Origin of the sequence: Micromonospora trifolii (assembly GCF_022229005.1) — a bacterium.
In the GTDB taxonomy this organism is placed as follows: Bacteria; Actinomycetota; Actinomycetes; order Mycobacteriales; family Micromonosporaceae; genus Micromonospora; species Micromonospora trifolii.
In genome coordinates, this window is the sequence record NZ_JAKKFD010000002.1 from 191,043 (window position 1) to 216,944 (window position 25,902).

The 25,902-nt window shown below is 70.6% G+C and carries 22 protein-coding genes; 11 read left to right on the plus strand and 11 right to left on the minus strand.

Translation table 11 applies throughout. From position 1 onward, the window contains the following. Window positions 1-10 precede the first annotated feature (10 nt). A complete protein-coding gene (locus NIE79_RS01945) occupies window positions 11-1,660 on the minus strand; it encodes an FAD-dependent oxidoreductase (protein WP_238676867.1) in 1,650 nt (549 codons plus the stop codon). After that, window positions 1,657-2,697 (minus strand): LacI family DNA-binding transcriptional regulator, encoded by a 1,041-nt coding sequence (locus NIE79_RS01950; protein ID WP_238676868.1) that lies wholly within the window; start codon window positions 2,695-2,697, stop codon window positions 1,657-1,659. The genes NIE79_RS01945 and NIE79_RS01950 overlap by 4 nt, the downstream gene beginning before the upstream one ends. A 320-nt stretch (window positions 2,698-3,017) precedes the next feature. Between NIE79_RS01950 and NIE79_RS01955 the strand changes: the two genes are divergently transcribed. Beyond that, on the plus strand, window positions 3,018-4,046 hold the full coding sequence (locus NIE79_RS01955; protein WP_238676869.1) for a glycoside hydrolase family protein: 1,029 nt from the start codon (window positions 3,018-3,020) through the stop codon (window positions 4,044-4,046). Between the two features lie 7 nt (window positions 4,047-4,053). Here the strand turns inward: NIE79_RS01955 and NIE79_RS01960 are convergent, their stop codons facing one another. Further along, window positions 4,054-5,007, minus strand: coding sequence for an AraC family transcriptional regulator (locus tag NIE79_RS01960; RefSeq protein WP_238676870.1), 954 nt, complete (start codon window positions 5,005-5,007; stop codon window positions 4,054-4,056). Window positions 5,008-5,230: 223 nt separating this feature from the next. Between NIE79_RS01960 and NIE79_RS01965 the strand changes: the two genes are divergently transcribed. The 4 genes from NIE79_RS01965 (at window position 5,231) to NIE79_RS01980 (ending at window position 10,099) form a co-directional block, all read left to right on the plus strand. Beyond that, window positions 5,231-6,772: a flavin-containing monooxygenase gene (locus NIE79_RS01965; protein ID WP_238676871.1), complete on the plus strand. Its 1,542-nt coding sequence runs from the start codon at window positions 5,231-5,233 to the stop codon at window positions 6,770-6,772. Window positions 6,773-6,887: 115 nt separating this feature from the next. After that, on the plus strand, window positions 6,888-8,087 hold the full coding sequence (locus NIE79_RS01970) for a low temperature requirement protein A (protein WP_238676872.1): 1,200 nt from the start codon (window positions 6,888-6,890) through the stop codon (window positions 8,085-8,087). Between the two features lie 158 nt (window positions 8,088-8,245). Continuing rightward, the gene (locus tag NIE79_RS01975; protein ID WP_238676873.1) at window positions 8,246-9,142 is read left to right on the plus strand and encodes an acetyltransferase; all 897 of its coding nucleotides are present in this window, start codon (window positions 8,246-8,248) and stop codon (window positions 9,140-9,142) included. Between the two features lie 75 nt (window positions 9,143-9,217). Then, the gene (locus tag NIE79_RS01980) at window positions 9,218-10,099 is read left to right on the plus strand and encodes an alpha/beta hydrolase (RefSeq protein ID WP_238676874.1); all 882 of its coding nucleotides are present in this window, start codon (window positions 9,218-9,220) and stop codon (window positions 10,097-10,099) included. A gap of 63 nt (window positions 10,100-10,162) precedes the next feature. Here the strand turns inward: NIE79_RS01980 and NIE79_RS01985 are convergent, their stop codons facing one another. Then, complete coding sequence (locus NIE79_RS01985) at window positions 10,163-11,257, minus strand: aldo/keto reductase (protein WP_238676875.1); 1,095 nt, start codon at window positions 11,255-11,257, stop codon at window positions 10,163-10,165. A 131-nt stretch (window positions 11,258-11,388) separates the two neighbouring features. On the opposite strand from NIE79_RS01985, the gene NIE79_RS01990 reads away from it, so the two are divergent. From NIE79_RS01990 to NIE79_RS02000, 3 genes are all read left to right on the plus strand, one after another. Continuing rightward, the gene (locus tag NIE79_RS01990; RefSeq protein ID WP_238676876.1) at window positions 11,389-12,000 is read left to right on the plus strand and encodes a TetR/AcrR family transcriptional regulator; all 612 of its coding nucleotides are present in this window, start codon (window positions 11,389-11,391) and stop codon (window positions 11,998-12,000) included. 212 nt (window positions 12,001-12,212) lie between these two features. Next, on the plus strand, window positions 12,213-13,862 hold the full coding sequence (locus NIE79_RS01995) for an ABC-F family ATP-binding cassette domain-containing protein (RefSeq protein WP_238676877.1): 1,650 nt from the start codon (window positions 12,213-12,215) through the stop codon (window positions 13,860-13,862). Between the two features lie 154 nt (window positions 13,863-14,016). Beyond that, window positions 14,017-14,700: an alpha/beta fold hydrolase gene (locus NIE79_RS02000; RefSeq protein ID WP_238676878.1), complete on the plus strand. Its 684-nt coding sequence runs from the start codon at window positions 14,017-14,019 to the stop codon at window positions 14,698-14,700. Between the two features lie 10 nt (window positions 14,701-14,710). Here NIE79_RS02000 and NIE79_RS02005 read toward each other — a convergent pair whose 3' ends face one another. The 7 genes from NIE79_RS02005 to NIE79_RS02035 form a co-directional block, all read right to left on the minus strand. Then, window positions 14,711-15,304: a DUF305 domain-containing protein gene (locus tag NIE79_RS02005; protein WP_238676879.1), complete on the minus strand. Its 594-nt coding sequence runs from the start codon at window positions 15,302-15,304 to the stop codon at window positions 14,711-14,713. A gap of 71 nt (window positions 15,305-15,375) precedes the next feature. Beyond that, window positions 15,376-16,290 carry a DUF1996 domain-containing protein gene (locus tag NIE79_RS02010; protein WP_238676880.1) on the minus strand — a complete coding sequence of 305 codons (915 nt, stop codon included), beginning with the start codon at window positions 16,288-16,290 and terminating at the stop codon, window positions 15,376-15,378. A gap of 324 nt (window positions 16,291-16,614) precedes the next feature. Then, window positions 16,615-17,301 carry an RNA-guided endonuclease InsQ/TnpB family protein gene (locus NIE79_RS02015; protein ID WP_238676881.1) on the minus strand — a complete coding sequence of 229 codons (687 nt, stop codon included), beginning with the start codon at window positions 17,299-17,301 and terminating at the stop codon, window positions 16,615-16,617. Between the two features lie 50 nt (window positions 17,302-17,351). After that, window positions 17,352-17,525, minus strand: a complete 174-nt coding sequence (locus NIE79_RS02020; RefSeq protein ID WP_238676882.1) for a helix-turn-helix domain-containing protein — start codon at window positions 17,523-17,525, stop codon at window positions 17,352-17,354. A 179-nt stretch (window positions 17,526-17,704) separates the two neighbouring features. Further along, on the minus strand, window positions 17,705-18,364 hold the full coding sequence (locus NIE79_RS02025; RefSeq protein WP_238676883.1) for a C39 family peptidase: 660 nt from the start codon (window positions 18,362-18,364) through the stop codon (window positions 17,705-17,707). A gap of 1,102 nt (window positions 18,365-19,466) precedes the next feature. Further along, on the minus strand, window positions 19,467-21,350 hold the full coding sequence (locus tag NIE79_RS02030; protein ID WP_238676884.1) for a Xaa-Pro dipeptidyl-peptidase: 1,884 nt from the start codon (window positions 21,348-21,350) through the stop codon (window positions 19,467-19,469). Window positions 21,351-21,476: 126 nt separating this feature from the next. Then, a complete protein-coding gene (locus NIE79_RS02035) occupies window positions 21,477-22,013 on the minus strand; it encodes a helix-turn-helix domain-containing protein (protein ID WP_238676885.1) in 537 nt (178 codons plus the stop codon). Window positions 22,014-22,304: 291 nt separating this feature from the next. On the opposite strand from NIE79_RS02035, the gene NIE79_RS02040 reads away from it, so the two are divergent. Genes NIE79_RS02040 through NIE79_RS02050 form a run of 3 tightly spaced genes read left to right on the plus strand, consistent with a single transcriptional unit; the run spans window position 22,305 to window position 25,901 of the window. Further along, window positions 22,305-23,909, plus strand: a complete 1,605-nt coding sequence (locus tag NIE79_RS02040) for an ABC transporter substrate-binding protein (RefSeq protein ID WP_238676886.1) — start codon at window positions 22,305-22,307, stop codon at window positions 23,907-23,909. Between the two features lie 10 nt (window positions 23,910-23,919). Then, window positions 23,920-25,005: an ABC transporter permease gene (locus NIE79_RS02045; protein WP_238676887.1), complete on the plus strand. Its 1,086-nt coding sequence runs from the start codon at window positions 23,920-23,922 to the stop codon at window positions 25,003-25,005. Further along, window positions 25,002-25,901 (plus strand): ABC transporter permease, encoded by a 900-nt coding sequence (locus NIE79_RS02050; RefSeq protein ID WP_238676888.1) that lies wholly within the window; start codon window positions 25,002-25,004, stop codon window positions 25,899-25,901. The genes NIE79_RS02045 and NIE79_RS02050 overlap by 4 nt, the downstream gene beginning before the upstream one ends. Window position 25,902: the final 1 nt, after the last annotated feature.

Below are 25,902 nucleotides of genomic sequence, written 5' to 3' on the forward strand. Positions count from 1 at the left end.
GGGTTCTCCCTCAGTAGCCGGCGATGTCGGGCCAGCGCAGCTCGACGCCCTCGTCGGCGAGGCGGTTCTGGAATTCGGCCAGCAGGCCGGGGGTGTAACGCACCGCGCGGGGAGTGACCCGGCGGGCCAGGCAGAAGTCCGCGAGCAGACCGGCGACCTCGCCGATGTTCCACTCCACGGGGTGCAGGCGGTACGAACCGTTGGTGATGTGGGTGGTGCCGATGTTCTTCCCGGCGGGCAGCAGGTTCTCCATCCGCCGGGGGATCAGGGCGCCGAGTGGGATCTCGAAGGGACACGAGGCCACGTCGACGTAGTTGTCCCCGCCGGTGGACGGGTGCAGGTCGATGCGGTACATGCCGACGCCGACCGCGTCCGGGTAGCTGGCCGCGCCCTTGTCGCCGCGTACCGCCAGGGAGAGGTCCTGCTCGACGACCGTGTACTCGGCGCGGATGCGCCGCGCCTCACGGATGTACGGGGCCTGGGCCAGACCGCTGTGCGCGACATCGCCGTCGGTGCTGATGCCACCGGTGCCGGTGACGTCACCACGCAGCCGCAACCCGGCGAAGCCGGTCCCGCCGTCGGCGCGGGGCGCCTCGGTCTGAAGCCAGTAGAGCACCGACAGGGAGAGCTCCCGGGCCGCCGCGATCTGGTGGGCGGGGTCGGGCACGTCGATCAGCGGGTGCTCGAAGTAGTCGATCATCGGCCAGTTGACCAGGCAGATGTCGCTGTCGTAGCTGCCCGGGACGAAGCTGCGCCGAGCGGCGATCCGGCGGAACGTCCACAGGTTGCCATCGCCCGGACTCAGCCGCTGGTCGGCCATCACCAGCCACGGGTCGTCGTCCGGGTTGGGAGTGAAGCTGCGCTCCGAGATCTCCAACGTGCGCGGGTTGGGTGAGCGGAAGGAGAGCATCCGGTCGCCCCAGAACGGCGGCTGGTACGCCCGCCAGAAGTCGTACCGGGCCGGCCGGTCGATGGTGTGGTCGCCGTCGACGTGGTCGACAGCGAAGCAGACCGAGAACGCCTGCATGTTCTCCGGCTGCGCCTCGTCCGGCGCGCTCGGCTCCCCGGTCTCGCCCCGCGACTCGAAGCCGGTGACGTACTCGGTGCCGGTCAACGGCAGCAGTTCGCCGGTCTCGGTGGCGTCCAGCACGTACGGCGCGACCACGTGCACCAGTTCGCCGCTGTCCCGGTGCGCCAGGGTCACCCCGGTCACCCGGTCGCCGTCGGTGTCGGCCCCCACCGGCAAATACGGCTGGAGCAGCCGCAGCCGGCCGGCCCCCCGGTACGGCGCGAGCATGGCCTCCAGCACCGCGACCGCGACCCGTGGCTCGTGGCAGAGCCGGCTCACGTGCCCGGCCCCCGGATTGAGCGCGGTGGCCTGGCGGGCCCGGTCGGTGAGCGGGTAGTAGGCGCGGTAGTAGTCCCGAATGCCGTCGCGCAGCTTGCGGTAACTGGCGGTGACGCCGAACTGCTCGACCCAGGAGTGCTCGTCGGGCGGAACGGCCTGGCTGGTGAGCTGACCGCCGAGCCAGTCGTACTCCTCGCTGAGCACCACCGAACGGCCGGCGCGCAGCGCGGCGAGGGCCGCGGCGACGCCACCGAGCCCACCGCCGACGATCAGAACTTCGGCCTGCATCTCTGGCAAGAGCTGTCCTTTCACGGGATCACCTTCGGCGGCGCGAGGGTGGCGCCGTCGACGGGCTGGCAGGGCACCAGCCGCTGCGGCACGGTCTCCGGGTCCGCCTCCAGCAGCCCGGTCAACACCTCGACGGACTGCCACCCCATCTCGCGGCGGGGGATGCGGAAGCCGGTGAAGTCGATGTCGGTGCTGGCCGGTCGGGTCGGGTCCCCGAGCGCCAGGATGGACAGGTCACCCGGGATGTCCAGGCCCCGTTCGCGGGCCAGCTGGGCGATGGCCACGCCGTCGGCGTACTCCTCGACCACCGCCGCCGTGACGCCCGCCGCGAGCAGGGCGTCGAGCAGTTCGGCGGGGGAGCGGTCGGTGGTCGGCAGGTGCCGTGGTGTGCGTCCGGCCTCGTCGAGCGCGGCCCGGAAGCCACGCATCCGGTCGGCGTGCGACTCGGGGCCGGCGCCCTGGCCCAGGTAGGCCAGCGCGGTGTGACCAGCGGCCAGTGCGCGGCGCACCACGGCGGCGGTGGCGGTCGGGTAGTCGGCGCCGACGTACGGCACCGGCCCGCCCGCGTCGTCGCGGCGTCCCACCGAGACGAACGGTTGGTCCTCGGTGACCAGCCGGGTCAGTTCGTCGCGGTCCAGCGATCGACCGAGCAGGACGCAGCCATCGGCCAGGCGGAGCCGGTTGTCGTCGTGGAAGATCCGCCGCCGGCCGCCCGCCACCGGCGCGCTGGTGAGCAGCAGCAGGTCACAGCCGAGCCGTTCGGCGCACTCCTCGATGCCGACCAGGAACGGGTGGTAGAAATCGCCGGTGCCGGTCGGAAAGACCGGCTCGTAGGTGAACACACCGAGGATGCGATTGTGCCGCGCGGCGAGCCGGCGGGCGACCGGGTCGGCGACGTATCCGGTGGTGCGGATGGCGTGCAGGACCCGTTCCCGGGTTTCCGGGGCGATCCTGACGTTGCCGTCGTCGCGGCCGTTGAGCACCAGCGAGACGGTCGCCTGGCTGACGCCGGTCATCCGGGCGATGTCGTGCTGGGTGACTCGCCTGCGCGAACCAGTCACGTTCCGTGTCCAATCGTTACCGAGGTAATACGCATTAGCGTCGGTGAGGTGAAATGGTGCGGCGCGCCCCGCGTCGCCGTCAAGACCCTCGGGCGAAGAAGTTCTGCCGACGAAAGCCGCTCGATAATTCGTATTAGCACCTTGACGGTCGACTGAGGACCCGGCCAGACTCGTCGATGACGACCCCGGGCCACCGACCGGGCAGCCACCTCACCGACAGTGACGCTGGCTGCGCTCTCGTCTGTGCCTTCCGGGTCGCCGGCGCGCCACCACCCACGCTCCGCGATCGACGAGCGTCCCCTCACGATCGGAGACATCAGATGGCACCCGTGTACCCGAATCCGCCCTCCGGCCGACCCACCGAGCTGAGCCGGCGTGGGCTGTTGCGTGGCGCGGCGCTGCTCGGCGCCGCCTCCGCGGCCGGCGGGGTCGGCCCTCTGCTCCGGGGCACGCCGTCGTTTGCCGGGCCGGCCGGTTTCCCCAGCTACCGGTACGTCCGTGACGCGTTCGACCGCCCACTGGCCTACAACCCCACCGGCGAAACGATCTTTCCCTGCATACGCGGGGTCTACGACAAGATCAGCGGTGCCAAGGGGCGCTACTACCTCTATTACGCTCCGCACGACGCGCCCGGCGGGATCTGCCTCGCCTACGCCGACCGGCTGGAAGGCCCCTACACCGAGCACCCCGGCAACCCCATCGTCGACCGGTTGTTACCGACCACGACGGTCAGCCACGTCTCGTCGCCGCACGTCGTCTGGAACGCCTCCAGCAAGGAGTTCTTCCTCTACTTCCACGGGGAGAACACCACCACCCGGGTGGCCCGGTCCCGAGACGGCATCACCTTCAGCGACGAGACGCCGATCCTGAGCACCAGGCTCGTACCGAACACCACCGAGACGTCGTACGCCCGGGTCTTCGAGCACCGGGTGACCGGGCTCGCCAACAAGTACGTGATGCTCTACATGGGAGCGCACACCGTTCGGCCCGGCACCCGGAAGATCTTCTGGGGTTGGTCGCCGAACGGCTGGGACCAGTGGCAGTTCGCGCCCGAGCCGCTGGTTTCACCGGCCGGCGACGGCCTGAGCGACATCTCCGCACCACATCTGCTCACCCGCAACGGCACCGCGTACGTCGTCTACCACGGCGGTGACGGGCGGATGCACCTCACCGAGGTCGGCAACGCCTTCGACCGGGAGGTGCATCTCGGGGTGTTCCACAGCCCGATCGCCTCCGACAACGGTCGGGTGGCGTCCCCGAGCTTCGGCACCGACGGCGGCGTGGGCTACATGATCTACGAAGCCGGCCCACGGCTGGGCGCCCGGATCTGCGTCGCCCGGGCGGTCTGACCGCGCGTCACCGACGCAGTGTCGTGGACGGCGTCTCGCCGAAGCGGCTCCGATACTCGGTCGCGAACCGGCCGAGGTGCACGAAGCCGTGTTGCAGGGCAACAGTCGTCACTGACATCCCCGGCGCGGCCGAGCGGAGCGTGCGGTGAGCCGCGTCGAGCCGGCACGCCCGCAGGTACGCGGTCGGCGTGGTCTGCAACTCACGGCGGAAACAGTCCTGAAGTGTTCGTACGCTCACCCGTAGGGCCTCGGCGACGTCACCGACGGTCAGTGCCTCATCGTGGTGTTCGGAGATCAGGGCGCAGGCCCGGCGGACGAGACGCCCGGGATGGGCGTGCGGGCTCGGCTCGGCCAGCAGGTGCGAGTGGCTGTGCTGGTGGGCCAGCAACAGCTTGCCGATGAGCCCCTGTTCGAAACGGGCGGCGACCTGCGGGTGGTCGAACAGGGACGCGTCCGCCGGCTGGGACAGCTCGTCGGCGAGGAACGCCACCCCGCGCGCCCACGCCTGCGCTGTCGGCGTGGTCATGAGCATGCCGACGTCGAGGCGGACCGGCTCGTCCACCGGGCGGCCGAGCAGGCGGGCGAGTTCCCGGTCGACCGCGCGCCGGTCGGCGTAGAAGATCCGGTGGGGTGAGCCCTCGGACCACCGCATGTCCGAGCTGTCGTACGGGGACAGGACCGAGGCGACGTCGGGGGTCGAGGTCACTGTCTGACCGGCGTGCCGGACCATCGTGCTGCCGGCGCCGGGGATCTGGACGAGGTAGAAGCTCTCCAGCGCGGGCGGTTGAATGCGCACCGCCTGCCCGTAGTCCAGGTCGATGACACCCACCCCGCCCGCCCGGCGAGCCGCCATCCGCAGGTGGACGCTGTGCACACCCGGCTGTGGGGTGAGCCGGTGTGGACAGAAGACCCGACCCACCTCGGCGCGAGCCTGGTCGACGTCGTCCGTGCGGACCGTCACCGCATCCATCCGACACCTCCCGGGCGTCCCGTCGCGCTGACCGTAAGGGTCGACCGGCCCGGACCAGACCCGAAAGCCGTCGACCCGACAGCAAAAGGGTCCGGCCGCGTACTGCGGATAGCGCCCGCGTCGCGCGGATAGCGACCTTCCCGGCCTGCTCGCTAGCGTGCGAGCACCGCGGGCGGTCAGCGCCGGCACGGTTCGCACGTCCTTGGAGGAGATCATGAGGATTGCCGTCGTTGGTGCCGGATTCGCCGGTGTGAGCGCAGCGAAGGTGCTGCGGCAGAGCGGATTCGACGTCACGGTGTTCGAGCGCGCGCCCGACGTCGGTGGGGTGTGGAGTCGTACCCGGCGTTATCCCGGCCTGCACACCCAGAACGACAAGGGCACCTACCACCTCTCCGACCTGCCGATGCCCGCCGACTACCCGCAGTGGCCGTCGGGTGAGCAGGTCCAGCGGTACCTGGAGAGCTATGTGGAGAAGTTCGGGCTGGCCAGCGCGCTGCGCCTGTCCACGGAGGTCGCCTCCGCCGAGCTCGTCAACGACGAGACCGGGTGGCTGGTCACCTCGCGGCCGGCGGGCGCCCAGGACCCGCTGACTGTGGAACGGTACGACCATCTGATCGTCGCCAACGGCATCTTCTCCGACCCGTTCGTCCCGTCCTTCGACGGGCAGGCGGACTTCGCCGCCGCCGGCGGGCGCGTACTGGCGACGGGGGAGTTCCACGACATCGATGCGGCCCGAGGTAAGAACGTCCTCGTGGTGGGGTACGGCAAGTCGTCCTGCGACGTGGCGGTCCCGGTGAGCGAGGTCGCCGCCCAGACCCACGTCGTGGCGCGCGAGCTGCTCTGGAAGATGCCCCGCAAGCTCGGTGGGGCGCTCAACTACAAGTACCTGCTGCTCACCCGGATGGGTGAGGCGCTCTTCCGCTACCTGCACCTGAAGGGCTTCGAGCGGTTCCTGCACGGCCCGGGGAACGGTCTGCGCCAGCGCATGGTCGACAGCGTCGGCTCGGTCGCGACCCGGCAGTTCAACCTGCGCGAGCTGGGTCTCGTGCCCAACGGCAGCTTCGAGGACATCGCCCGCAGCACTGTCAGCCTCGCCACCGAGGGCTTCTTCGAGCGGGTCACCGACGGCCGTATCGCCGTGCACCGGGAACAGGTGATCACCGAGTTGCTGGTCGACGGCGGCCGGCCCGCCGCCCGCCTGGCCGACGGCACGGTGCTCCCCGCCGACCTGGTGATCTGTGGCACCGGCTTCCGTCAGCACGTGCCGTTCCTGGACGACGCGTTGCACGCCCGGCTCCAGGACGACGCCGGTAACTTCATGCTCTACCGGCAGATCCTGCCGATCGGCGTGCCGCGGCTGACGTTCGCCGGCTACAACTCGTCGTTCTTCAGCCCGCTCAGCGCGGAGATGGCGGCGGTCTGGACGGCCGCGTACCTGCGGGGCGGGCTGACCCTGCCGACCGAGGTCCGGATGCGTGACGAGGTGCGCGCCCGGCTGTTCTGGATGACGAAGCGCACCAACGGACGGCACGCTCGCGGCACGAACATCATCCCGTTCTCGATGCACAACGTCGACGAGGTGCTCGACGAGTTGGGGCTCAACGTCGGCCCGCTGACCCGGGCCCGGCAGTGGCTGTTCCCGGTCGACCCGGGCTCGTACCGCAGGGTGACGGCAGAGATGATCCGGCGTACCGCCGACCCGGTATCGGCCATCAGCGACGGGGACCCGTTAAAGATGGATAAAATACGCAGATAGGGATCAGGTGGGGCCGGTCGGCGAGGGAGGCTCGGGGACGATGGCAGCGGAACAGGGTCACCGCCGTGGCGTGCCCGTGCCGGCGGCTCTGGCTGGCTGAGCTGTCCCGCCGTCCGTGCTGACGCGCACCGAGTTCTTTCGTGGGCTCGGGGACAGTAGGAGCCCACGCTCGGCGACCGTCCTGGAACTGCTGTTCGACATCGTCTACGTCTTCGCGCTGGCCCGCCTCGCCGGGCGGGTCGCGGACGACCTGACCATCGTCCGGCACACACTGCTGTCCGAAGCGGGCCAGACCGTCCTGTTCTTCACGGCGATGTGGATGATCTGGTCGCTCAACGCGCTGCTGGCGAGCACCTACGACCCTCGGCGCCCCGACCTGCAGGTTGTCCTGCTGGCGACGATGTTCGGCACGCTGGTGCTGGCGGTCACCCTGCCGCAGGCCTTCGGCCAACGCGGCGTCGTCTTCGCCTGCACCTACGTCGTCATCCAGGTCGGCCGACCGCTCTTCCTGGCGTTCGCCCTGCGGGGCCACCCGGCGCACACGTTCTCGCTCCGGGTGCTGACCTGGCACCTGGCGTCCAGCGTGCTCTGGATCAGTGGCGGCGTCAGCGGCGGTCTCGGTCGGGGCATCTTCTGGACCATCGCCCTCGCCATCGAGATGATCGGCGCCGCCACCACCTACCCCCTTCCCCGCGTGGGCCGGAGTCAGCTCAACAGCCTGAGGGTCACAGTCTCGCAGGAGCATCTCGCCGAGCGGTACAACCAGTTTTTCATGATCGCTCTCGCCGAGGTGGTGCTCGAAGCCGGCGCGGCGGTCAGCTTCCCGGGCTTCACCACCGAGGGGACCATCGCCCTCGTCGCCTCGTTCGTGGCGGTCGTCTCGTTCTGGCGGATCTACTTCTACCACGTCAGGACCGGCCATGCCTCGACCCCGAGCGGGGAGGGAATCCAACTGTCGCGGTGGGCGAGCTACAGCCTGCTGTTGATCGTCGGTGGCATCATCTGCACCGCTGTCGGCTTCGGACAGGTCATCGAGGACCCGCACCCGCCCATCGACTGGGCCCTGGTGGCCATCATCTTCGGCGGCCCGGTGCTGTTCCTGATCGGGCGGAGCACCCTGGAGCGGGCGAACCGATCCGCGCCGCGGTGTCGGGCGCTGTACGTCGGCGTGGTGGCGCTGGCCGTGGCGGCCCCGCCGATGGTGCTGCTCCCGCCGGTCGCCGTGGCGGCCGTCGCGGCCGTGATCCTGGCCGGTATCACCGTGTACGACCAGCGTGCCCACAAGCGTGGGGCGGAGACCAACCCGACGCTGTGACGATCCATTGCGGGTCGGCGACCAGTCCGCGTATGGTCGTCGGGCACGCCGTCGAGCTGGAAGGAGGTCAGAACAATGTCCGATGTTCTGCGCCCCCTCCGCGCTCCGGCGTCCGCGCGGATCTGATCCGGGGCGCGCGCTTCCCGGAGGACCAACCCATGACTGATCTGGTCATCCGTCCGCTCGTCGCGGGCGAGGAAAACCTGTTCGACTCCATGCCTGATCCGCTGCCCCAACTGCGCCAGGTCGCGTACGCCGACGGGATCGCCGGCGGCGGCTACCGTCCCGAGACCACCTGGGTCGCGCTGCGCGCCGGCCGGTTGGTGGGCCGGGCCGCCTGGCTCCTTCCGCCGGGCGCCGTCGGTGCCCCGTGGCTGGAACGGTTCGATCTGGACGCCGAGCCGGAGGTGGGCGCCGAGCTGCTGCGCGCCGCCCACGAGGCGCTGGGCGGTCCCGGTCTGTACTACGCCGCGCTGCCGGCGCACTGGCGGCGTCGGCCCGAGGTGCTGGCCGTGGTGCGGGCGCCCATGGAGGCCGCCCGGCTCGCCGGGCTGGTCGAGCGGGGGGAGCGGCTCCGGTGCTCCTGGACGGGCACCCCTCTGCCGGCGTCCTCCGGGCGGTACGACTTCCGCGCGCCAGTCGACGTGTCGGAGATCAACGCCCTGGTCGCCCGGATCGCCGAGCCGGACGTGCTGACCGGCGTCGAGATCGCGCGGGTGGTCGGCGGCGTCGACCTCGCCACCGACCCGCTGGCCTGGCTGGGGAACGACACCGAGAGATGGCGCATCGCGCTGGAGGCCGGGAAGCCGGTCGGGCTGGTCGGAACATTCGGGGACGCCTGTTACCCGCTGCTCGCCTATCTCGGCCTGCTCGACGAGGCGGCCCGGCCCGAGCTGCTGGCCGAGGCGGTCCGGGTACTGGCCGCCGGCGGTGCCCGCGAGGTCATCGCCGACGTGGAATCCCGCCGGGTGGCCGTGCTGGCGGAGTTGGAGCGGACCGGCTTTCGACAGTTGCGTTCCCGGGTCGTCTTCGCGCCGCCGAACAGCCGGGAATAGCTGACCGGGTGCGCCCGGTCACCCGGGCGCACCCCATCAGCCGACGCCGAGCGTGGCCCCTGTCAGCATCTGACCATGCCGGAGATCATCGCGCTTCTCGTCGGCGGGTTGGCGCTCGTCGGGGCGGCGGTCGCCGGGCTCTACCTCTGGCCGGTGGGCCGCCGTGGGCTAAGGGTCGCGCCGGCCCGACCGCTCGACTTCGACACCGCCACCCGTGCCGCCGCGGCCATCATCGCCGCCGAGGCGGCCGATCCGGACGTGCGACCTGAGTCGCACAGCCGCCTGCTGAGCCATGGCTCCCGTACCGGCCGGGCCGTGCTGCTGTTGCACGGGTACACCCTCGCGCCCGAGCAGTACGAAGGGCTGGCCGAGGAGTTCTTCGACAGTGGGTACAACGTCTGGGTTCCCCGGGCTCCCCAGCACGGAACCGTCGACCGGCGGGCCCACCACCGGGTCGAGGCCGGCGAGCTGACGGCGTACGTCGCGCAGGGATGGGCCGTCGCTGCGGCTCTGGGAGACGAGGTCGGCGTCGTGGGGATCTCCGGGGGCGCCGTGCTGGCCGCCTGGCTGGCCCAGGTGCCGGGCAACGTCGTACGGCATCTGCTGTTGCTGTCGCCGTTCTTCGGCCCGAATCCGCGACAGGCGCCGGCCTACGCGGTGAAACCGCTCATCGTGCTGTACGGGCGTCGCGTCCTGCGGGACCGCGTCACGTCGCGCGGATATTCGCTCGCCGCCGTCACCCAGTACCTGACGATCGCCCGTACCCTGCCGAATCCGCCCCGGTGGACCGGTCTGCGGACGGCGGCGGTCGCGATCAGCCCGCTCGACGGCGTGGTGGACCTCAGGGCGGCGGTCGACGTGCCGCGCCGGATCGCCGACGCCAACGCGGTACCGCTGCGGGTGTGCACCCTGCCGGCGCCCCGCCGATCTTGCACTTGTGGTTGTCGACATGAGTGAAATGCCCTTCATGCCGGGACAGCAAGTGCAAGATCGCGGGGTAGGGGCAGGGCGTGCGAGGTCCTAGACAGCGGCGCTGTTGAAGACCGGAGGGGCGTAGCCGGCGGGCTTGTCGCCGATGCCGAGGCCGGGGCTCACCACCCAGGACTGGTACTGCGGGGTGAACATGGAGTAGAGCAGCGGGACCTTCGGGGCACTCGCCTCGTCGAGCCGGCGGCGGGCGTCGGCAGGGATCTCGAAGTCGAGCGCACCGAAGTTGCTGGCGAGCTGTTCGGAGCTGCTCGCCCCGATGACCACCGAACCGACGGCGGGCTGGGTGGCCACCCAGTTGATCGCCACCTGCGCCATGCTGCGACCCAACTCGGCGGCCACGCTCTCCAGCGCCTCGATCACCTGCCAGTCGCCGGGGCTGATCTCCCGACCTGCGGCGTCCGGGTTCGTCAACCGGCCGGTCCCGCTCATGCCCTCGCCGGTCCGCCGGTACTTGCCGCTGAGCAGACCCCCGCCGATCGGGCTCCACGCGGTGAGCCCCATGCCCAGGGTCTGGGCCATCGTCACGTGCTCCGCCTCGATGTCCCGGGTGACCAGGGAGTACGGCAGCTGCACGTTGATCATCGGGGCCAGCCCGTGTGCCTCGGCGTAGCTCTGCGCCCGAGCCGCGTACCAGGCCGGCACGTCGGAGAGCCCGGCGTACCGGATCTTGCCGGAGCGCACCAGGTCGTCGAAGGTGTGCACGACCTCCTCGACCGGGGTGATCCGGTCCCAGGTGTGCAGCAGGTACAGGTCGATGTAGTCGGTGCCGAGCCGGCGCAGCGACGCCTCCACTGCCCTCATGATGTGCTTGCGACCGTTGCCGCTGGCGTTCGGGTCGGACGGGTCGACGGTGTTGGTTGCCTTGCTGGTGAGCACGAGCCGATCGCGTACGCCGGCCCGGTCGATCAGACGGCCGAGGATCTTCTCGCTCTCGCCGGCGGTGTAGAAGTCCGCCGTGTCGATGAAGTTCCCGCCCGACTCCAGGTACTGCCGGAAGATCGGCTCGGCCTCCTGCTCGGTCTTGCCGTACGCGGCGTGGAACCCGTCGACGCCGAAGTTCATGGTGCCCAGCGCCAGCCGGCTCACCCGCAGGCCGGACCGCCCGAGCAGGTAGTAGTGGTTCATCGTGGTGCCCTCCCGATCGTGGTGTCGGCCCGCTGCGGACCGCGCGTTCCCGACCTTGGCGCGGCAAAAATGGACCTGCAAGTCCAGAAACCGGGATACTGTTGGACCCGCAGTCCCGACCAGGAGGTCTCATGACACGGGCGTTGACCCGCAAGGGCGAGGCGACCCGGGCGCGGATCGTCGCCGGCGCCGCCGCCGAGATCCGCGAGCGCGGCGTCGACGAGGTACGCCTCGAGGATGTGATGGCCCACACCGGTACCAGCAAGGGTCAGCTCTTCCACTACTTCCCGGACGGGAAGGAGGGATTGCTGCTCGCGGTGGCCCAGCACGAGGCGGACCAGGTGCTCATCGACCAGGAGCCGATGCTGAGCAACCTGACGTCCTGGCCGGCCTGGCTCGCCTGGCGCGACCGACTGATCGAGCGGTACCTCGCGCAGGGGGTGAAGTGCCCCCTCAACGGTCTGCTCGGCCAGACCGGCCGGCGGGCGCCCGGCGCGCAGGCGATCGTGACCGGCCTCATTTGGCGCTGGCAGAAGGCGATCACCGAGGGCATCCGGCACATGCAGTCGACCGGCGACATCGACCCGGACCTCGACGCCGACCGGGCCGCCGCGGCACTGCTCGCCGGCATCCAGGGCGGGGTGCTGCTGCTGCTCTCCACCGGAAAGATCGACCACCTCGAAGCCGTCCTCGACCTCACCATCGACTCGCTGCGAGCAGGTGCCCGCACGGGCGGGAGCTGAGCCGAGGCCAGCGACGCCGAGTTATCCTTGCGCCCGAGTTTTCGGAGATCGGAGCAGACGTGGCAGGTGACGACGACATCTCCGGGTGAGCACCCGGACCGGCCGCCGACGAGCGCGTGATCGCGTTCTTGTCGCCGCGGCCTCCGTCGTCATGTCCTGCTCCCGCCGGGGTGCCGGTGTGCGCCCCGGATCGTCGTTCTCCGAGGTTCTCCATGTCTGTTCGACCTGCTCTCATCGCCCATGACCTCGTGCGGGTCCGCGACGACCGCCGGGTGCTCGACGGCGTCTCCCTGACCGCCGCGCCCGGCCACCGGATCGGCCTGATCGGTGAGAACGGCACCGGCAAGACGACACTGCTGCGGGTCCTCGCCGGCGTCGACGAACCCGAATCCGGCACCGTCACCCGGCCACCGGACGTCGGCTTCCTGCATCAGGAGCTGCCGTTGGCGGCATCCACCACCATCGCCGCCGTCCTCGACGACGCGCTGCGCGAGGCCCGCGCCGACCTCGCCGAGCTGGACCGGATCGGCGTCGCGCTCGCCAACCCGCCGGGGGGCACCGAGCAGCACGACCGGCTGCTGGCCGCGTACGGCGAGGTGCTGGAGCGGGCGCAGGACCGCGACGCCTGGGACGCCGACCGGCGTGCCCGCACGGTCCTCGACGGCCTCGGCCTCGGCGGTCTGCCCCTCGACCGGACGGTGGGCGCGCTCTCCGGCGGGCAACGTGGCCGGCTCGCCCTCGCATCGATGCTGATCCGCAGGCCGGGCGCGCTGCTGCTCGACGAGCCCACCAACCACCTCGATGACGCGGCGGCGGCGTTCTGCGAGGACCAGCTCCGTGCCATGCCGGGCGTGGTCGTGGTCGCCAGTCACGACCGCGCGTTCCTGGACGCGGTCTGCACCGATCTCATCGACCTGGACCCGGCGGTCGACGGGCCGGTCCGCTTCGGCGGCGGCTACACCGCCTACCTTGCTGCGAAGCGCGCCGAGGCGCAACGGTGGCGGCGGCGCTACGACGACGAGCAGGCGCTCCTCGCCGACCTGCGCGAGGCCGCCGCCGTGACCGGGCACCAGGTCGCCCACGGCCGGGGCCCGCGCGACAGCGAGAAGATGGGGTACGGGCACACCGCCGGCCGCGTCCAGAACCAGATCTCCCGTCGCGTCCGCGACGCCGCCCGTCGACTGGAGACGATCGAGCGCGACCCCGTTCCGGTGCCGTCGGAGCCGTTGCGCTTCCACGTGCCGGCGCTCGCCGTCGGCGACAGCGACAGGGTCATCGTCACGGCGGACCGGCTGGAGGTTCCCGGCCGACTGCGGGTGGCGCACCTGGAGATCAAGGCCCGCGACCGGCTGTTGGTGACCGGCCCCAACGGCACTGGCAAGTCGACTCTGCTCGCCGTGCTCGCCGGTCACCTGGCCGGTGCCGGAGCGCTCTGGCGACGACCGGAGCTGCGGGTCGGCCTGCTCGCCCAGGACACCGTCTTCGCTGACGCGCGGCGAACGGCCCGGCAGGTCTTCGACGGTGCCGTCGGGATGGAGCGGGCCGCTGTCGTACCGCTGTCGTCCCTCGGGCTACTCGCCCCGGCCGACCTCGACCGCCCGGTGGCCGACCTGTCGGTGGGACAGCGCCGTCGGCTCGCCCTGGCGGTGCTCGTCGCCGATCCGCCGGAGCTGCTCCTGCTCGACGAGCCCACCAACCACCTCTCGCCGACGCTCTGCGACGAGTTGGAGGACGCCCTGGGCGCCGGCCCAGGTGCCATCGTCGTGGCCAGCCACGACCGCAGACTCCGCTCCCGCTGGCCAGGTCGAGAGCTCTCGCTCCCCGGGGCTGGAGGATGCCGTGCTCGGACCTGGGGTGAGTGACGACGACGGGCTGGGCCGGGTGGTGGTCGCGCAGATCACGGCGCCGACACCGGGAGTTCACCGGCCTCGGGTGGTCGGCGGGGCGGAGCCGGCTATCGTTGGCTTCGTCGGACACACTGTCCGACGTTGTGTCCGATCAGTGAAAGCGTAGGCCATGACCTCGACCCGCCCCACCCTGTTGCTCGTCCACGGCGCCTGGCACCGGCCGGCCGTCTGGGACCGGCTCCGGGCAGAACTGGACGTCCTCGGCTACCAGACCAGGGCCGTCGACCTGCCCACCTCGGGGCCGGACGCCCGCGGCGGCATGCAGGACGACGCCGCCGCCGTCCGCAAGGAGATCGCGGCGATCGGCGGGCCGGTCGTCGTGGTGGCCCACTCGTACGGCGGCATCCCGGTCAGCGAGGCCGCCACCGGCCTGTCCGAGGTCGAGCACCTCGTCTACCTGGCGGCGTACCAGCTGGACCGTGGCGAGTCGATGTTCAGCTTCCACGGCGTACCGGACCCGGTCGAGACCGACGTGTTGGTCCCGATCACCGGGGACCCACGGACGGCGTTCTACGGCGACCTGTCGGACGCCGATGCCGACACCGCCATCAGTCAGCTGGCCGACCAGCGCCTGCGGGCATGCGTGGACCGGGTGAACGAGCCGGCCTGGCGCTCGATCCCGTCGACCTACATCGTCTGCACCAACGACCAGGCCATTCCGGTGCCGCTCCAGGAGAAGATGGCCGATCGGGCCACCAGCGTCCGGCGGCTTGAATCCAGCCACTCACCGTTCCTGTCCCGTCCGGTCGAGTTGGCCGCGCTGCTCGACGAAATCGTCACCGCTCGCGGCTGAACCCCTGCCGTTACGCGCGGTCGAGATGATCGAGTCGTGCGAGATCGGCGGTGCCGGACCGGACCACGGCCGCAGCCAGCGCCACGGTCGCCGGCTGGACTCCGCTCTGCTGCTCAGCTGTGGCGATCCGGACCGACTGCGCGAGATGCGCCCGCAGGTGCCCGGCGAGCAGACGGTGAAACGACTGCCCGCCGGCCGCCCGCAGCGCGGTCATCTCCTGCGCGGTGGCCATGCCCGGCATGTCGTGCCCCTCGTGCGGATTCGTCGTCGGGGCGGCGGCATCGGCCAGTAACCGGCGGGCGCGGTCCAGGTCGGCGCGCCGGGCGGCAGCCACCTGGGTGGCCGTCCGCCGCCAGGCCCGGTCGGTGGTCCGCGCCGGCACCAGATCGAGGACGGGCAGCAGGCGTTCGGTCATCGCCACCGTCAGTTGCAGCCAGGCGATGTCGGTGGGGTTGAACCCCGTACCAGTGGGTGTCGGCGCTGTCGTCGCCGGTGGCGCGGTCACGGGTGGTGTGGTGGCGCTCGCCGCGTCCCGTGGCCCGGCGCCGCAGCCGGCGATGAGCAGCACGGCGATGAGCACCGTGGACGCCGTGGGCTGGCGCATCCGATCTCCCTTCCCAACCACTGCGGCGGACCCGGGTGACCGGACCCGCCGCCGTGGTGTGGAGTTGTCGCTCAGATCGGTCGGCCGTCGTGACCGCACTTGATGACGGGACGGATGCAGTCCTGGACCCGGCGGGCCAACTCCGCCACCGGCCAGGCGTTGAAGAAGTCGCCGTGCATCGTGTAGCCCGGCCCGGAGGCCAGCCGGAACCGCGACGGGTCGCCCGTCACCGGGTACCGAAGCACCTGGCGCAACTTCGGCACGTGCACCGGGTGGGTGCTCGGGCAGGCCTGGTTCACCGGGTACGCCAGGTGGCTCTTGTGGTCCGGCGAGTCGAGGTCACGGCCGTTCCAGCACTGCGGGAAGTCCAGGTACGACTCCAGCATCGTGCCCGACGGGCAGTTGACGAAGTCCTTCGACGGCGGCACGTGCCCGGCGTGCAGGCAGGACCAGCGGGCGATGCTGTCGTTCGGCCCGGTGGCCTTCGCGTTGCCGGCGACGAGCCGCAACCCCAGCGGGAACGGCTGGGTGTTCGCGACGACGTCGGCGCGTACGCCCTCGCCCAGGTAGTAGAACGTGGCGATCGCCGGCTCCACCGCGACGTTGTCCCGGTACAGGGTCGGCACCCAGTACGACGAGACGTCCACCCGCGGGTTGCAGGTGGTGGGCGAGTTGACCAGGTCCGGGAGAGTGGTCCTGGCGTTCGTCACAGTGCTGCCGAAGAAGCTGTGCATGTGCGACGCCCCGGGCAGCCCGGGGAAGACGATCGGGTCGTCCGGCAGCCGGTGGCTGTAGGTGCAGTCGGCGGGGAACTCGGCGACCCGGATGGCGTTGGCGCCGAAGTCAGCGCCGGCTTGGCCGGGGGCGGCGTCGGCCCGGTTGGTGGTGGACACCAGGAACGTGCCGAGTAGCACCAGCAGGGCGCCGATCGCCGTGGCGAGGCGCAGTCGGCGGGGGATGCCGGAGAGGGGTGCGGCCCTGTCCATCTCGTGACTCCTGTCGGGGGACGGGTCAGGGACAGCTCCGGCGCCGCCGCCGAAGGCATCGGAGTTGTGCCTGGCCAGACTGGGTGGTGGCCGGTTGGGCCGGTGCGAGAGAGCGCTCTCACTGCCTCTCAGCCTCACGTTGAAGTCGACATTTGTCAATACGTGTGATGGGGTAGATGAGGATTTGCCGCAGTTGGTGGAATTGACATCATCCACTGCCCTGAAGGGCCTGGATTCCCTCGGTCGCCCCAGGGGTTCCTGTTTCACCGGGCCGCGCCTTCACCGCTTGCGCGGGTCGGGTCTTATCGTCCCTCCACAGGCGTTTTACCTCTCCACCAGCCCGGCGGCGAGGATGTTGCGGGCTGCGTTGACGTCCCGGTCGTGCACAGCCTCGCAGCCGGGGCACGTCCAGACGCGGACGCCGAGGGTCATCGCGGTGTTGATCCGACCGCACGCCGAGCGAGTCGACAGCTTGTGCAGGTGGTCCCGTCGCCGGTCGGCGATGCGGGCGTGGATGCGGGCCACGGCCACGCGAGCCTTGGCCCGGTTGGCGGAGTCCTTGGCCTTGCGGGCCAAAGTGCGTTGCGCCTTGGCCAACTTGCGCCGGTCGGCGCGCTCGTGGCGCGGGTTGGCGATTTTCTCCCCGGTGGACAGGGTGAGCAGACTGGTGATGCCCGCGTCCACCCCTACCGCCGGGTCGACCGGCGGGAGCGGCGTCACGGTGGGATCCTCGACCAGTAGAGAGATGAACCACCGACAGGCCGGGTCGCGGGAGACCGTGACCGTGGACGGCTCGGCACCGTTGGGCAGGGGCCGGGACCATACGATGGCTAGCGGGGTATCCATCTTGGCGAGGGTGAGCTGCCCGTCGCGCCAGCGGAATGCCGAGCGGGTGTACTCCGCCGACGCCCGAGACTTGCGCTTGGACTTGAAACGCGGGTAGTGCGACCGCTTGTCCCAGAACGCAGCGAACCCAGCTTGCAGGTGCCGGAGGGCTTGCTGCAACGGCACGGAACTAACCTCATTGAGGAACAAAAGCTCCTCGCTGCGCTTCCACTCGGTCAGCCCACGCCGAGGACTGCACGTAGGTGCTGCGCTGCCGGTCGACCGCCCATGCACGGGTGCGTGTTTCCCAGGGCCAGGTTGTAGACCTTTCGCACGCACCCGAAGGTGCGGTTGAGCTGATCGGCCTGCCGTGGGGTCGGATAGAAGCGGTACTTGTATGCCCGCTTCACCACATCACCCCCATGCCTCACGTCTTACCAGTAGTCCATGTAAGTCTATTCCTGAGAGGATCGGCGGTTCCGCCCCGTCTGAAGCCATGGGTATCCACGCCGGGACACCGATGACGACGACAGCGAAGGGCCGGACCCTGGTCGGGTCCGGCCCTTCGCTTCGTGTGTGCGGGTGGGTGTCAGCTGGTGGCGTAGCCGCGGGTGGCGATCCAGTCGGCGAGGTGTTCGACGGTGACCTCGTAGGAGGCGGTGTTCGGGTCGGCGGAGTCGGCAATCTTCACCACGTTCCCGTCGTCGCGGTAACCCACGACGCTGATGTAGTGCCCGCCCTCGAAGGAGTGCACCCCGCCGTCGGTGTCGACGCTGGTGCCGGCGATGTTCGCGACCACGGCCCGGCCGTCGTCCACGGTGCGCACGATGTCGGCGCGCAGCCGGTCGGTCTGCTTACCGTCAGCGTTGGGGCTGGAGATCTCCACGCTGTGGTAGGCGTCGTTCTTGCCGGTTTCCTTGTTCAGTACGGGGGTGATGTCGTTGATGGAGTTGGTGCCGGCCTCGGTGGTGCCCATCTCCTTGGCCATGGCGTCCACGCTGATCTCCTTGCCCTGCACGGACAGGGCGTTACGCGTGGCGGCCGGGCCGCAGTAGTAGAAGTTCGGCTGGGCCTCGTAGCGCACACCGAGCTGACGCTCACCGGCGGGCTTACGGTCGCTCTGCGTCTGGGTCGCCGGCTTGGCATCCGACGCGGCGTACGCGGCGGTCACCGGTCCGGCGATAGCCCCACCGGTGAACGCGAGGCCAGCAGCGGTCAGGGCGGTCTTACGGATCAGATCGGTACGCATGATGGCGTGCTCCTCTGCATCGGGGGTGCCCACACAACCTCAGGGGGGTGGGCGGTCGTGCGGGGGGAAGTTCGAGGGGGTTCTGCCCGGTGACCCGCGAAAGGGGGGTCGGCGTCGGGACAGGGTGTAACCGTTCGCGGTGGCAGGTCATTCCGCCTGCCCGCGGGGGTGGCCGGTGGTGGTGCTCGGCCGTGCGGGGGATGTAACCGGGGCGGCCTGGCGGATGTTCCCGGCGGCTGCCGTGCCCGGCCATCGTGCTGCTCGGTTGTGCGGGGGTGCAACCGGGGCGGCCTGGCGGGTGTTCCCGGCGGCTGCTTCCGGTGGGAGGGCCTGGCGGCTGTCCGGCGGGCCCGGCGCACCGTGACCCGGGCTGTTGCGGTGGTCTGCCAGGTATAACGACCCGGCCCGGTCGCCGATTCCGCCGCCGGGGTGGCCCCGACCACCCGACACTATCGGTCAAACCGGACAACCCGTCCACCGCGCCCGGCCGGGGAAACGGACACGGCGGACGAGGCGGGGTGATCGACTCGGGTTCCTGAAAGTCGCGGGGTCCGGGCGCCGGGGATGCCCCGACATCCTGGAAGCCGAGTGGATCATGCTCATGTGCCCCGTTTCGCGCGCCCCGAGGCGGGCCGACCCCGGGGTCAGCGCATCGTATGGCCCAGCCTGATCGGGGCCGGCGCGTGCGGGCCGGCCTGCTCGGGGGCGGCGTGTCGTGTGGTCCGGCCTGGCCCGGGTCAGTGCGCCGTGCGTACCCGGCGCAAGATCGTGCTCAATCCAGGAAACAGGCCCTTCCTCATACCGCGAGGCCACTACATCCAGGATCGAGCACGATCGTACGGACTTGGGCAGGGCACCCAGGTCGAACCGACGCGGGGTCAGTGTGCCGTGTGAACCCGGCACGGCGGACGGATGGCGTGATCGACTCGGGTTTGGTGATATCGCGGTGCCCTGGCGCCGGGGATGCCCCGAAATCATGAAAGCCGAGTGGATCATGGCGGTCTGCGCCGTTCGCGCGCCCTGAGCGGCCAACGTGCCCCGACGTGCGGGTGGGGCAGCCCGAACGTGTCGGACTGCCCCACCCGGGAGCGCGGAAATGAAATCAGAACCCGAGGACGCTCCGCCCGCCGACCACCGGCAGTCGCAGTTCGCTGTCGTTCGGTGCGACCCGCAGCTCGGTGCCGCCCAACGGCAGCAGGGTGTACTCCTGGTCGCTGGAGAAGACGACAACACCGATCCGGTGCCCCGCCGGGAAGACGTAGTCCTTCGGCTCCATGGTCCACCGGTAGTCGTACAGCTTGCCCTGCTTGACCGGCTCGGTGCGCGCGGCGCTCTTGCGGTTCTGCGGGTCCATCCACCCTCGCGTCACCACGGTCGGGGCGGCGGTCGACCCGGCCGGGCCGTAGTCGACCAGGTACGCCGTGAGGTTCGCGTCCGGCTTGTTGTCGATGGCCATCCGCAGTCGCATCTCCGGACGCCCGGAGATGCGCACGCTCTGCGTCAGCTCGGGGGAGCGGTAGGCAAGTCGGTTGGGGCTCGCGGTGTCCGGGTTGGACACCAGGGTGTCCGGGTGGATGGTCCGGCCCTCGTCGACGAAGCTCTGCTCGACAGTGGCCTTCGGCGGCTTACCGGTGGTGAGCGCTCCGGGTGCGGTGGTGTCGGTGGCCGCGAATCGCAGGCCGACCTCCCGCGCCGCCGGGTCGGGCCAGTTGGCGTACGTGGTGTAGGCGCGGTCCTCGCGCTGGAGCACCGCCGTCGGCTCGTCCATGATGCCGTTGCGCACGTTCCACAGCCAGAAGTCGAACCAGCGGTTCTCGGTCTGCTTGTACGTCCACGTCTGGCCGCTGGGCAGGGTCACCGACGCGCTGCTGCCCGGACCGCCGTGGCCGCCCTGGTGCAGCCAGATCTTGCGGGGGACGTCGCGCTTGGCGAGCTGGTCCCACCAGCCGGCGAAGTGTTCGGTCTTGACGTTCCAGTCGTTGAGGCCGTGCACGACGAAGACGCTGGCCTTGACGTCGCGGGCGTCGAGGTAGTCGCGGTCGCGCCAGAACGTCGAGTAGTCGCCGGTGACCCGGTCCTGCTTCGCGGTGATTCCCGCGAGCTCGTCGGCGCACTGCCCTTCGGCGCGGGCCTGCCCGGCGGTGTACTGGGCCAGGATGTCGAGGTCCTCGCCCTGGAACGTCCCGGGAGCGACCACCAGCCCGTTGGCCCGGTAGTAGTCGTACCAGCTGCTGATCGCGGAGACCGGCACGATGGTCTTGAGCCCCTTGACGCCAGTGGTGGCCACCTGGTTGGGCAGCGTCCCGTTGTAGGAGACACCTGTCATGCCGACCGCACCGGTGGTCCACCCGGCGGTGACCGGGGCGCCGTTCGCGTCGTACCCCTTGGCCCGGCCGTTGAGCCAGTCGATGACCGCCTTGGTGCCGAGCGTCTCGGCCTGGTCCCCGCTGGTCGGGCAGCCGTCCGAGTCGCCGGTGCCGACGCTCTGGCCGAGCACCACCGCGTACCCGCGGGGCACGTAGTAGTCGTCCAGCGAGCCGGGGAGGTTGGCCTTCGCCTGGGCGCGTTGTGCCCCGGCGTCGAGCGCGCGTCGCCCGTCGCGGTCGGTCAGGCCGTTCTGCGGCAGGTCGTCGACCAGCACGCTCGGGTACGGCACGTCACCCCAGGTGCCCTTGCGGTACGGGCTGTGCTCGAAGATGACCGGCACCTTGAAGCCCTGCGTGGCGGTCTCCCGGGGGCGCGAGATGTCGATCGCCACCCGGTCGGGTCGGCCGTCGTGGTCGGTGTCCACAGGGGTCTGGACGAACACCCGCTCCTCGATCGCGTCGGCGAGCGAGAACACCGGTTGGGTCATGCCGTCGCTGACCACGATGCCGGTGGGCGTGGTGGGCGTGGGCGCAGCGGCAGCCGCGGGTGGGGCTGCGCTGAGGACCAGGGCGCCGGAGACGCTGACGCTCAGGAGTGCCAGATGACGGGGTCGACGCATGCGCGTCTCCCTTCGGTTGGGCTGGTTGCCGGGGGTCGGCAGGGGTCAATCTCGAAGATCCATTCGTGGTCATGCTAGGTCCGCCGTGGCGTCCCGTCGATCCCCTCGGCTGTCCACGGTGGCCTGTCAGGGAGTCGGTGGCGTCACCGCGATGATCAGGTGGGCGCGCTCGTCGCTGGCGTTGCGGTAGAGGTGCGCCAGGCGCGAGTCGAAGGTGACCGACTCGCCGGCGGTGAGGGTGTACGACTCTCCGCCGATCTCGGCGACGACCTCACCGGTGACGACGATCGCGCATTCGGTCGACGGGTGCGCCCACGGCTCGGCGGAGCTGGCGTCGCCGGGTGCGAGGTGGGCCTGGAGCACCTCCAGGTCGCCGCGGCCGGGGGTGAGTCGTTCGTAGGTGATCTGGCCGGGTGGCGCGGCCAGCCTGGTCCTGGCGCCGACGCGGCTGACGTGCACGGGTGGCGCCTCGGGCTCGGAGAACAGTTCTGCGATCGAGGTGTCGAAGACCTGGGCGAGCTTCCGCAGGGTGGAGAGGCTGGGGTCGGTCGCGCCGTTCTCGATCTGGCTGAGCAGGGCGGGGGACACGTCGGCGGCTGTGGCGAGCTGACGCAGCGTGAGGGAGTGCTGCTGGCGCAGGTCGCGGAGTCGGTCACCGAGCATGTGTCCTCGTTCCAAATACAGTGTGGCTGAATCTTGATTGACCAAACTATACGGCCATGTTTAGGATCACTAAACATCAGGCGGCAATGTTCAACTCAAGTGAACAAGCCGCATCGAGGCGCGAACCGGACGCCTGCCGCCCGGTCTACATCCAACCCCGAGACGACGCCCCCGAGAAGCCCGCGACGCCGTCATCCCATCGGCCCGGCCGATGCGTGGTGGTCGCCCGCCGGGCGTCGACGCCCCGCGGATCCCGCACGGCGGGCCGCGCGATACGAAGGTAGGAACAGCATGTCGGTGTCTCCCCGCCGGCTCCTCGCCGGAGCGTCCGCTCTGGCGACGCTGGCCGTCCTCTCCGTCAGCGCCTGTAGCGCCGGCGGCAGTGGTGGAAACGCGAACGGTACGGCCAAGACCCTCACCGTGAACACCTCGTTCGTGCTCAAGACCCTCGACCCCGGCCGGGTCTACGAGGCCACCGGTCTGACCGCCGTGCACGCCCTCTACGACACCCTGCTCACCTTCAAGGGCTCGGACGTCGGTAAGCCGGTCCCCGCGCTGGCCGAGTCGTACCAGGCGTCGCCGGACGCCAAGACGTTCACCTTCAAGCTGCGGCAGGGCGTGACGTTCGCCGACGGCAGCCCGCTCACCGCCGACGACGTCGTCTTCTCGCTCAACCGGCTGAAGAACATCAAGGGCAGCCCCGCGGTCACCGTCAGCGGCCTGACCGTCACCAAGACCGACGACAGCACAGTCGTGGTCGCCTCGGCCACCCCCGACCCGAACATCCCGGTGGTGCTGTCGATGCCGTCGACAGCGGTGCTCAACTCCAAGGTCGCCAAGGAGCACGGCGCCCGCGACGGCGCCGACGCCGCCCAGGGCGACACCGCGCAGCAGTACCTGGACACCACCTCCGTCGGCAGCGGCCCGTACGTGCTGAAGTCCTACGACCCCTCGTCGCAGGTGGTGTTGGAGGCCAACCCGAAGTACTGGGGCACGAAGCCGCAGTTCTCCCGGGTGGTGCTGCGCAACATGGACGTGCAGACCCAGAAGCTGACAATGCAGCGCGCCGAGGCCGCCGAGATCTCCCTGGACATCTCCGGCAAGCTCCTCGACGGACTGCCGGGCAGCCTGCAGACCTCCGGCGTACAGGACACCGTCTACTTCCTCTTCCTCAACGCCGACCCGGGCGTCTCGGCGGTCACCTCGAACCCGAAGTTCAACCAGGCACTGCGCGCCGCCATCGACTACCAGGGCATCGCCGCCCTGTACGGCAAGGGCGCCGCCCCCGGCGCCGGGCTGGTCGCGCCCGCCTTCCCGGGCGCGCTGCCGGCCGGCGAGGAGTCCAAGCGGGACGTAGCCAAGGCCAAGGCGCTGCTCACCGAGGCCGGCCTGACCAACCCGACGGTGAAGTTCACCTACCCGGCCATCACCTACAAGGGTGTGGACCTCGGCACTGTGGCCACCAAGGTGCAGGGCGACGCCGCCGAGGCCGGCATCAAGCTGGAGCTCAACCCGCAGCCGCTCACCACGTTCCTCGACGAGATGCGCGGCGGGAAGTCACCCCTCGGATTCACCCCGCAGAGCCTGAACTACCCGGTAGCCGACTCACTGATCAACAACATGGCGCCGGGCCAGGCGACCGCGCTGCGCTCCGGCTGGACTGTCGAGCGGGCCGACCCGGCCGTGGTGGCCGCCGGCAAGAAGGTCACCGCGACCCTCGACCTGGCCGGCCGGGCCACCGCCATGCAGGAGTGGCAGCGGCTGATGAACGCGTCCTCGCCGTACCTCGTGCTGGCCAGCAACTCCTCCATCGTCGTGGCGACCACGGACCTGACCGGGGCGGACTACACCGCCGCCGGTTGGCAGGTGGACGTCGCCGCGGTCGGCCGCAAGTAGTCCCGACGACATGACGACAGTCCACGACGGTGAGCCGGGCGCGGTCGCCACGACCGCGTCCCGGCCCCGGGGTGCCCACCCGCTGCTGACCTTCCTGGCCAAGCGGGTGGCGGTCACCGCCGGCCTGCTGCTCGGCGTCACTGTGGTGACGTTCGGTCTGGTCAACGTGGTCCCCGGTGACCCGGTCACCGCCAACCTCTCCGACCAGGCGCTCAACGACCCCGCCGCGGTGGCCGCCTTCCGCGAGAAGTGGGGCCTGGACCAGCCACTCTGGGCCCAGTACCTGCACTACCTGGGCAATCTGCTGCACGGCGACCTCGGCCACTCCCAGCAGACCGGGCGGGCCGTCCTGGACGACCTGCTGCACTACGTGCCGGCGACCCTGGAACTGGCCCTGCCGAGCATGGTGCTGGCGCTGCTCATCGGCACCGGGGTCGGCATGCTCGCGGCGGTCCGCAACGGCCGGCTCACCGACCAACTGGTCCGGGTCGGCGCCCTGCTCGGGCTCTCCACCCCGCCGTTCTGGCTGTCCCTGGTCGTGCTCTACGTCTTCTTCTACCAGCTCGGCCTGGCCCCCAGCGGCGGGCGACTCTCCACGGACTTCAGCCCGCCGCCCACCGTCACCGGCATGTACACGGTCGACGGGGCGCTCGCCGGGCAGTGGGACGTCGCCTGGGACGCCGCCCAGCACCTGTCCCTGCCGGTACTCGTGCCGACCTCGCTGACGGTGGCGATGCTGGTCCGCTTCGTCCGCTCGGCGATGCTCGAGGTGCTCCAGCAGGACTACATCCGGGCCGCGTACGCCAAGGGTCTGCCGACCCGGGTGGTGCTGCGCCGGCACCTGCTGCGCGCCGGCCTCGTCCCGGTGGTCACCGTCTCCGGCCTGGCGTTCGCCTCGCTGCTCTCCGGGACGGTGCTGGTCGAGAGCATCTTCGGCTGGCCCGGCGTCGGCCAGTACGCGTACCGCAGCGCCACGGCGCTGGACCTGCCCGCGATCCTCGGCGTCAGCCTCTTCGTGGCACTGGTCTACACGCTGGTCAACCTGACCGTCGACCTGCTGTACGGGCTCATCGATCCGAGGATCCGGTTGTCATGACGACACTTGCAGACCCGAAGGCGGAGCGTGCCCTGGGCCGACGCCGCTGGCTCGGCCGACTGCGTGGCGGCCCGGCCGGCCGACCGGTCTGGCGTCAGCCGATCACAGTGGTGGCGTTGGTCATCCTCGGTGGATGGTTGCTGCTGGCGTTGCTCGCCGACGTCCTCGCACCGTACGACCCGCTGGCGCAGAGCGCCGACACGTACGCGTCGCCCTCCGGGGCGCACTGGTTCGGCACCGACTCGCTCGGCCGCGACATCCTCAGCCGGGTCATCCACGGCGCTCGTCTGTCCATCCCGCTGGCCCTGGCCATCGTCTCGCTGGCCCTGCTGGTCGGCGGGCTGCTCGGGCTGGTCGCCGGATACGTCGGCCGGTTCGTCGACGAGGCGCTGATGCGCCTGACCGACCTGGTGTTCGCGTTTCCGCAGATCATCCTGGCCATGGCGGTGACGGCGGCGTTCGGCCCGAACACCCGCAACGCCGTGCTGGCCCTGGTCATCGTCTCGTGGCCGGTCTACGCCCGGGTCATCCGCAGCGCCGTGCTGAGCATGCGCGGCGACGACTACCTCAACGCCGCCCGCCTGCTCGGCGTCGGGCCGATCCGGGCGTTGCGCCGCGACGTGCTGCCCAACAGCATCGGCCCGGCGATCGTGCTGGCCACCCTGGAGCTGGGCAACGCGGTGCTGCTGCTCGCCGCCCTGTCGTTCCTCGGCCTGGGCCCGCGCCCACCGGCCGCCGAGTGGGGCTCGATGGTGGCCCTCGGCGCGCAGGACCTGTCGATGTGGTGGGTCAGCGTGTTCCCCGGCCTCGCCATCCTCACCGTGGTGATGGCCTTCAACGTGCTCGGCGACGCGCTGCGCGACCGGCTCGACCCCCGCTACACGAAGGGACGCTGAG

Excerpts from the sequence above, each read along its gene's own strand:
- NIE79_RS01955 (WP_238676869.1), top strand. The coding sequence starts at position 3,018 with ATGGCACCCGTGTACCCGAATCCGCCCTCCGGCCGACCCACCGAGCTG.
- NIE79_RS01965 (WP_238676871.1), top strand. The coding sequence starts at position 5,231 with ATGAGGATTGCCGTCGTTGGTGCCGGATTCGCCGGTGTGAGCGCAGCG.
- NIE79_RS01975 (WP_238676873.1), top strand. The coding sequence starts at position 8,246 with ATGACTGATCTGGTCATCCGTCCGCTCGTCGCGGGCGAGGAAAACCTG.
- NIE79_RS01980 (WP_238676874.1), top strand. The coding sequence starts at position 9,218 with ATGCCGGAGATCATCGCGCTTCTCGTCGGCGGGTTGGCGCTCGTCGGG.
- NIE79_RS01985 (WP_238676875.1), bottom strand. The coding sequence starts at position 11,257 with ATGAACCACTACTACCTGCTCGGGCGGTCCGGCCTGCGGGTGAGCCGG.
- NIE79_RS01990 (WP_238676876.1), top strand. The coding sequence starts at position 11,389 with ATGACACGGGCGTTGACCCGCAAGGGCGAGGCGACCCGGGCGCGGATC.
- NIE79_RS01995 (WP_238676877.1), top strand. The coding sequence starts at position 12,213 with ATGTCTGTTCGACCTGCTCTCATCGCCCATGACCTCGTGCGGGTCCGC.
- NIE79_RS02000 (WP_238676878.1), top strand. The coding sequence starts at position 14,017 with ATGACCTCGACCCGCCCCACCCTGTTGCTCGTCCACGGCGCCTGGCAC.
- NIE79_RS02005 (WP_238676879.1), bottom strand. The coding sequence starts at position 15,304 with ATGCGCCAGCCCACGGCGTCCACGGTGCTCATCGCCGTGCTGCTCATC.
- NIE79_RS02010 (WP_238676880.1), bottom strand. The coding sequence starts at position 16,290 with ATGGACAGGGCCGCACCCCTCTCCGGCATCCCCCGCCGACTGCGCCTC.
- NIE79_RS02025 (WP_238676883.1), bottom strand. The coding sequence starts at position 18,364 with ATGCGTACCGATCTGATCCGTAAGACCGCCCTGACCGCTGCTGGCCTC.
- NIE79_RS02030 (WP_238676884.1), bottom strand. The coding sequence starts at position 21,350 with ATGCGTCGACCCCGTCATCTGGCACTCCTGAGCGTCAGCGTCTCCGGC.
- NIE79_RS02035 (WP_238676885.1), bottom strand. The coding sequence starts at position 22,013 with ATGCTCGGTGACCGACTCCGCGACCTGCGCCAGCAGCACTCCCTCACG.
- NIE79_RS02040 (WP_238676886.1), top strand. The coding sequence starts at position 22,305 with ATGTCGGTGTCTCCCCGCCGGCTCCTCGCCGGAGCGTCCGCTCTGGCG.
- NIE79_RS02045 (WP_238676887.1), top strand. The coding sequence starts at position 23,920 with ATGACGACAGTCCACGACGGTGAGCCGGGCGCGGTCGCCACGACCGCG.
- NIE79_RS02050 (WP_238676888.1), top strand. The coding sequence starts at position 25,002 with ATGACGACACTTGCAGACCCGAAGGCGGAGCGTGCCCTGGGCCGACGC.